The sequence below is a fragment of the Xanthomonas axonopodis genome (genome assembly GCF_001304695.1).
Taxonomy (GTDB): Bacteria; Pseudomonadota; Gammaproteobacteria; order Xanthomonadales; family Xanthomonadaceae; genus Xanthomonas; species Xanthomonas axonopodis.
Genome location: NZ_JFAQ01000259.1, coordinates 1 through 6,203, shown reverse-complemented (window position 1 = coordinate 6,203; position 6,203 = coordinate 1). Strand labels below are relative to the sequence as shown.

General features: G+C 62.6%; 3 protein-coding genes, 1 other RNA gene and 4 pseudogenes. 5 read left to right on the top strand and 3 right to left on the bottom strand.

Going from position 1 to position 6,203, the window contains the following annotated elements:
- A pseudogene (locus XAXN_RS22150) lies at nucleotides 1-136 on the top strand (OmpA family protein); the annotation flags it as partial.
- A gap of 98 nt (nucleotides 137-234) precedes the next feature.
- Nucleotides 235-310: non-coding RNA, sX9 sRNA (locus XAXN_RS22145), on the top strand.
- A gap of 5 nt (nucleotides 311-315) precedes the next feature.
- Here XAXN_RS22145 and XAXN_RS22140 read toward each other — a convergent pair.
- A pseudogene (locus tag XAXN_RS22140) lies at nucleotides 316-420 on the bottom strand (LysR substrate-binding domain-containing protein); the annotation flags it as partial.
- Nucleotides 421-539: 119 nt separating this feature from the next.
- On the opposite strand from XAXN_RS22140, the pseudogene XAXN_RS19035 reads away from it, so the two are divergent.
- Nucleotides 540-782: pseudogene (locus XAXN_RS19035) on the top strand (hypothetical protein).
- A 73-nt stretch (nucleotides 783-855) separates the two neighbouring features.
- On the opposite strand, the gene XAXN_RS19030 reads toward XAXN_RS19035, so the two are convergent.
- Nucleotides 856-3,087, bottom strand: a complete 2,232-nt coding sequence (locus tag XAXN_RS19030; protein ID WP_054320682.1) for an NADP-dependent isocitrate dehydrogenase — start codon at nucleotides 3,085-3,087, stop codon at nucleotides 856-858.
- 202 nt (nucleotides 3,088-3,289) lie between these two features.
- Between XAXN_RS19030 and XAXN_RS19025 the strand changes: the two genes are divergently transcribed.
- Together XAXN_RS19025 and XAXN_RS22135 are read left to right on the top strand one after the other, a co-directional pair.
- Nucleotides 3,290-5,011 carry an SWIM zinc finger family protein gene (locus XAXN_RS19025; RefSeq protein ID WP_054320681.1) on the top strand — a complete coding sequence of 574 codons (1,722 nt, stop codon included), beginning with the start codon at nucleotides 3,290-3,292 and terminating at the stop codon, nucleotides 5,009-5,011.
- 100 nt (nucleotides 5,012-5,111) lie between these two features.
- Nucleotides 5,112-5,970 (top strand): annotated as a pseudogene (locus XAXN_RS22135) (CRISPR-associated endonuclease Cas3''); the annotation flags it as partial.
- Here XAXN_RS22135 and XAXN_RS19010 read toward each other — a convergent pair.
- Nucleotides 5,899-6,203, bottom strand: a 305-nt coding sequence (locus XAXN_RS19010) for an integrase core domain-containing protein (RefSeq protein WP_245149969.1), incomplete at its 5' end; no start/stop codon positions are given. The pseudogene XAXN_RS22135 and the gene XAXN_RS19010 sit on opposite strands and share 72 nt — an antisense overlap.

Below are 6,203 nucleotides of genomic sequence, written 5' to 3'. Positions count from 1 at the left end.
AACTATGGGTGCGTGCAAGCGTTATCCGATTGCCGACAACACCACCGATGCCGGCCGCGCCAAGAACCGTCGCGTCGAAATCCTCCTGATTCCCTTGCGTGCAGAAGGCGCTGCCAGCAACAGCGGCATGCGCTGAGTGTGATGCAGTAACCCGTGGTGAGTCGGATGACTAAGAGCGGCTAACAAAACTACTGCGCAGCCGCCAGGCGGGCGCGGCCGGTGCTCAGAATCCTCATGTACCCCTCGTACACTCCGGTTCCTGTGCGCCGTCCACGCCCACCTGACGACCGCTCGCTACGTTTTGTTAGCCACTCTAAGTGCGCTGACAGTCAGATGCATCGCGCCAGCAGCGCGCGACAGGTTGCGCAGACGTACCGCACTGACGAAGCCTTGCAATGCGTGAAGCGGCGGACGCGACATGGCCAACCCTTGAATGGAATTCAATATTCACTTGTAAAAGCCTCGCTTTCACGTCCCCTAGCCTGCGCCTACTGTGGATTCCACTCAAGTGGAGGTGGGTCATGCGCATCTTTAGCTAACTGTTGTTTCAGCACGGCCACATTGCCGATGTGGCACTGGCCCAGCGCCTGGCGGAACCGGACACGGCGGCGGACCCGATGCAACGGTAGACCTCAATGGAAGCACCGGAATCTATCGCGACTCCACAGCAAAGCGCACAAACGATAACCGACCAGCCTTCGCAAACCCGGCGCGAGCGACGCATGGCGCGGCTCAGCCGACGCCTGCTGCGTGACGTGACGGCATTGTCGCCGTTTCGCTGAAACGACAAGGCCCGTCTCCTGCGAGACGGGCCTTGGGGACGACGTGCGTCTAGAGCGCACGCGGTGCGGCGACTCAGGCCTTCAGCGTGGCCAGGATGTCGTTGAAGGTCTTGCTGGGGCGCATCGCCTGGCTGACCTTGGCCAGGTCGGGATGGTAGTAACCACCGATCTCCACCGGCTTGCCCTGCGCGCCGTTGAGCTCGGCCACGATCGTGGCTTCGTTCTCGGTCAGGGCCTTGGACAGCGGTGCGAACTTGGCCTGCAATGCCGTGTCTTCGGTCTGCGCGGCCAGGGCCTGCGCCCAGTACATCGCCAGATAGAAATGGCTGCCGCGGTTGTCGAGCTCGCCGACCTTGCGCGCAGGCGACTTGTTGTTGTCCAGGAACTGACCGTTGGCGACATCCAGCGCCTTGGCCAGCACGGTGGCCGAGGAGTTTTCGTAATGGTTGCCCAAGTGTTCGAGCGAGGCGGCCAGGGCCAGGAATTCACCCAGCGAATCCCAGCGCAGGCAGTTCTCTTCGACGAACTGCTGCACATGCTTGGGTGCCGAACCACCGGCACCGGTTTCGAACAGGCCGCCGCCGGCCATCAGCGGCACGATGGAGAGCATCTTGGCACTGGTGCCCAGTTCCATGATCGGGAACAGGTCGGTAAGGTAATCGCGCAGCACGTTACCGGTGACCGAGATGGTGTCCTGGCCCTTGCGAATGCGCTGCAGCGAGAAGGTCGTCGCTTCCACCGGCGGCAGGATGCGGATATCCAGTCCGTTGGTGTCGTGATCCTTCAGATACTGCTCGACCTTGGCAATCACCTGCGCATCGTGCGCGCGCGCCTTGTCCAGCCAGAACACCGCCGGCGTATCGCTCAGGCGGGCGCGCTCCACGGCCAGCTTCACCCAGTCCTGGATCGGCGCGTCCTTGACCTGGCACATGCGCCACAGATCGCCGGCCTCCACCGCGTGTTCGAATACCGTCTTGCCGTTGCCATCGGTGACCTTGACGGTGCCGGCAGCGGCCATCTGGAACGTCTTGTCGTGCGAGCCATATTCTTCGGCCTTCTGCGCCATCAGCCCGACGTTTGGTACCGAGCCCATGGTGGCCGGATCGAACGCACCATGCGCCTTGCAGTCGTCGATCACCGCCTGATACACGCCGGCGTAGCAACGATCCGGGATCACCGCCTTGGTGTCCTGCAACTTGCCTTGCGCATTCCACATCTGGCCGGAGTCGCGGATCATCGCCGGCATGGAAGCATCGACGATCACGTCGCTGGGCACATGCAGGTTGGTGATGCCCTTGTCGGAATTGACCATCGCCAGGCCGGGGCGTTGTGCGTATTCGGCCTGGATATCGGCGGTGATCTGCGCCTGCTGTTCTTCCGGCAGGCTGCCGATGCGCGCGTACAGATCACCGATGCCGTTGTTGGGATCGAAGCCGACCGACTTGAGCACATCGGCATGCTTGCTCAGCGTGTCCTTGTAGAACTCGCCGACCACCACGCCGAACAGCACCGGATCGGAGACCTTCATCATGGTGGCTTTCAGATGCACCGAAAACAGCACGCCCTTGGCCTTGGCATCGGCAATCTGCGCGTCGATGAAGCTGGCCAGCGCGCGCTTGCTCAATACGGCAGCGTCGACGATTTCGCCCGCCTTCACCGCCACCTTGTCTTTCAGCACGGCGCTGCTGCCATCGTTGCCAATGAATTCGATCTTCAGCGCGCCGGCATCGGCCAGCGTGGTGGACTGCTCGCTGCCGAAGAAATCACCAGACGCCATGTGCGACACGTGCGACTTGGAATCGCTGCTCCACTTGCCCATGCGGTGCGGATGCTTGCGCGCATAGTTTTTCACCGACAGCGGTGCGCGGCGGTCGGAATTGCCTTCGCGCAGCACCGGATTCACCGCGCTACCCTTGACCTTGTCATAGCGCGCCTTGATGTCTTTTTCCGCAGCATCCTTGGGCTCGTCCGGATACGTCGGCAGCGCATAGCCCTGGCCTTGCAGCTCCTTGATCGCGGCCTTGAGTTGCGGCACCGAGGCGCTGATGTTGGGCAGCTTGATGATATTGGCCTCCGGCGTGGTGGCCAGCTCACCCAGTTCGGCCAAGTCGTCGGCGATCTTCTGCGTGCCGCTCAAATGCTCGGGAAACAGCGCCAGAATGCGGCCGGCCAGCGAAATATCGCGCGTTTCGACCACGATGCCGGCGGTATCGGTGTAGGCATCGATGATCGGCAGCAGCGACTGCGTGGCGAGGTAAGGTGCTTCGTCGGTGAGCGTGTAGAGGATCTTGGGTGTCTTGGACATGGGCGCGAAATGACCTCGGGGAAACGAAATAGCCAGCCGCCGTCCGGCAGGACACGTGGCAGGCGAAATCGGGGCTGCACCGGAATCGCCTCCGATGCGTCGGGCCGCAGATTGTCGCGTGTCTGCGGTGTTCTGGCAAAAGTCCGTCATGCCCACCACTCAGGGATTCTCGGCATGCGTTGATTTTCGGCACACTAGTGGCATGACGACCCTCTTTTCTGCCGCCGATCTCGACCAGACGTGCCTGCTGCGTATCACCACGCCCACTTACTACGCACGCGGTCTGGTCTACGCCGATCAGGGGCGGGTGACGCTAGAAGCGGTGGAATCCCGGCGTGTCACCGCGCAGGTCAGCGGCAGCGAGGACTACACCGTGGAGCTGGTCTGGCGCGATGGTGCGTTGCATGGACAGTGCGATTGTCCCATCGGTCAGTGCGGGGACTTCTGCAAACATCAGGTTGCAGTTGCAATCATTTGGGCCCGCACCGCCGCCGCTCCTGCTCCCAAACGCAGCAAGCGCGGTGCGGCCGCTGCCCCGGCCAACGACTCGCCCGAGCAGGTGCTGCAACAATGGCTGTCTGCGCAGTCACAACACGCCTTGCAGGTGCTGATCCTGGAGCTGGCCGACAACGACACCCAGCTACGCAAGCGCCTGTTGAGCCAGGCGCAACTGGCAATCGCACCGCCGCAAGACTGGCGCAAGGCGATCTCGAGCCTGCTGGGCCGCAAGCGTTTTATGGACTGGAGTACCACCATCGCCTACAGCAAACAGCTGGCGGCATTGCCTGTGCTGCTGGGGCAGGCCCGTCAACGCGATCCGTTGGCGGCGCTGGATCTGCACGAGTACGCGCTGAAAAGGCTGCTGACGATCTACGAGGACGTTGACGATTCGCGTGGCGATCTGGGTAAGCGCCTGAGCACGCTGGCACATGCGCATCTGGATGCCACACACGCAGCCGGCACCGACACCCTTGGCAACCGTCTGTTCGAGCTACGCCTGCTGGATGCGTGGGGATTGCTGCGTCCGTTGCGGGACTACGCCCCATTGCTGAGCACTGCCGACATCGCGCGGCTGGAACATGCGGCAATCAAGGTCTTGCAGACCGAGGGCACCGACCGTACGCGACAACGGCTGGCTGAACTGCTGCTCGAAGACACCGCACGCTGCGGCGGCAGCGTGGACGCCATGCTGGATTTTTTTGCCCGCAACTGCACCAGCGCCTGGGAGCATCTGGAAATGGCCCGTCGCTGCATCGAGCACGGACGCGAGCGTCAGGCATTGGACTGGCTGGAACGCGGCATCAAGATCGATCCACAGGACACCCGCCTGCTGAAGGAGCTTGCACAGGCCTATCTGCGCGATGGCTTTCCCGAAGATGCTCTGCAGCTGCGCTGGAAGATTTATCTGCTCGGCCCCTCGGAGAATCGCTATCTGGCTTTGCGCGAGGTCGCATTGCTGCTGGGCGCTTGGGAGCCCTGGCGCGAGCGCGCCTTGCAAGCGCTCGACACCAAATTGGTGCCGCGCTACATCGACGCGCATGACACCCGCATCCGCCTGCTGCTTGCCGAGGGCCAGACCGAGCACGCGCTCGCACTGGCAGCCGACCAGACACGTAAGCTCCCATTACGCACCTGGGAGCACCTGCTGCCGGCGGCCGAGAACTGCGACCCTGTCGCTGCGTTGCGGATCTGCCATACCGTGATCGACGCACACGTGGAACGGACCGATCGCCAAGGCTATATGGCGGCGATCAGCCTGCTCCCCACATTGCAGCGCCTTTACCAGCAGCAGGGTAAACAGGGTCATGCCGCATTCGAGGCCGAACTTGCCCGCCTGCGCCAGCGCTACCGCGCCAAACGCACGTTCATCGAACTGTTGGACAAGCAGTTCGCGGCAGGTTCAACAAAGCGCATCACTAGCTGATGCGCAGCGGCGAGGTGACGCAGACGCGTGCCGCATACGCTTCGCTGCAATGGCAGGCTGCTTCGGCTTGTTCTCACAAGGACCCAAACGGGACAAAGTCATGGAATTCTTTGCGCATTCGACCGAGCGCCAGGATCGCAGCGACTGGCAACGGCTGGCCGATCACCTGCTCGCCGTCGGCGAACGCGCCGCCGAGAATGCCGCACCGTTTGGAGGTCAACTTCTTGCCAGTCTGGCGGGGCAACTGCACGACCTCGGCAAGTACACGCAGCGATTTCAGCGCCGGCTGGATGGTGACCCGGCCCGTGTCGACCATGCGACCTGGGGCGCTCGGATCGCCTGCGAGCGCTATGGCACCGCCGGCACCCTGCTGGCTTACGGCATCGCCGGCCATCACGCCGGCCTGGCCGATGGACGACCAGGAAACGTAGCGCAGTCGCGCCCTTCGCTACACGAGCGCCTGTCGGAGGACTACCGCGAACGGGAACTGCCACCGCTGCTGTCGGACTGGGAACGGGAGTTGTCACTGCCGGCCAAGCTGGCGTTACCGGAAGGCTTTACTGGTCATCCGCGCCAGGAGCGTCGCCCTTTCCAGCTCACGGTCCTGGCGCGAATGATCTTTTCCTGCCTGGTCGATGCCGACTTCACCGATACCGACGATTTCTATCGCCGCCAGGAAGGCCGGCTGTCGCGTGCGCAGGAAACAGGCACGCGTCCGGCCCTGCCAGAGTTGCGGCAACGCCTGGATGCGCACCTAGCCACGTTGCCCACCGAGGACGGCATCAATCCCTTGCGCGCGCAGATCCTGCGCGAAATCCGTGCCAAGGCCGGCGCGTCCTGGTCTGTTCTCGCTCACCGTACCCACCGGCGGCGGCAAGACGCTAGCCTCACTGGCATTCGCCCTGGACCATGCCATGGCACATGGGCTGCGCCGGGTGATCTACGTGATTCCGTTCACTGTTCAGTCCCGGCATTAGATGGATCGGATTCACTTTGAATCGCTCGGGTTCGGATGTCCACTGCTTGCAGATGAATTCGTACGGTGTCAGACCCTTCAGAGCTTTGAGCCTGCGACCGTAGTTGTAGGCGTCGATGAAGTTGGCTAAATGCTGTTGCAGTTGTGCGTGATCGTCGTAATGGAAGCGTTTGACAGTGGCTTCCTTGATGGTCCGGTTCATCCGCTCGACCTGCC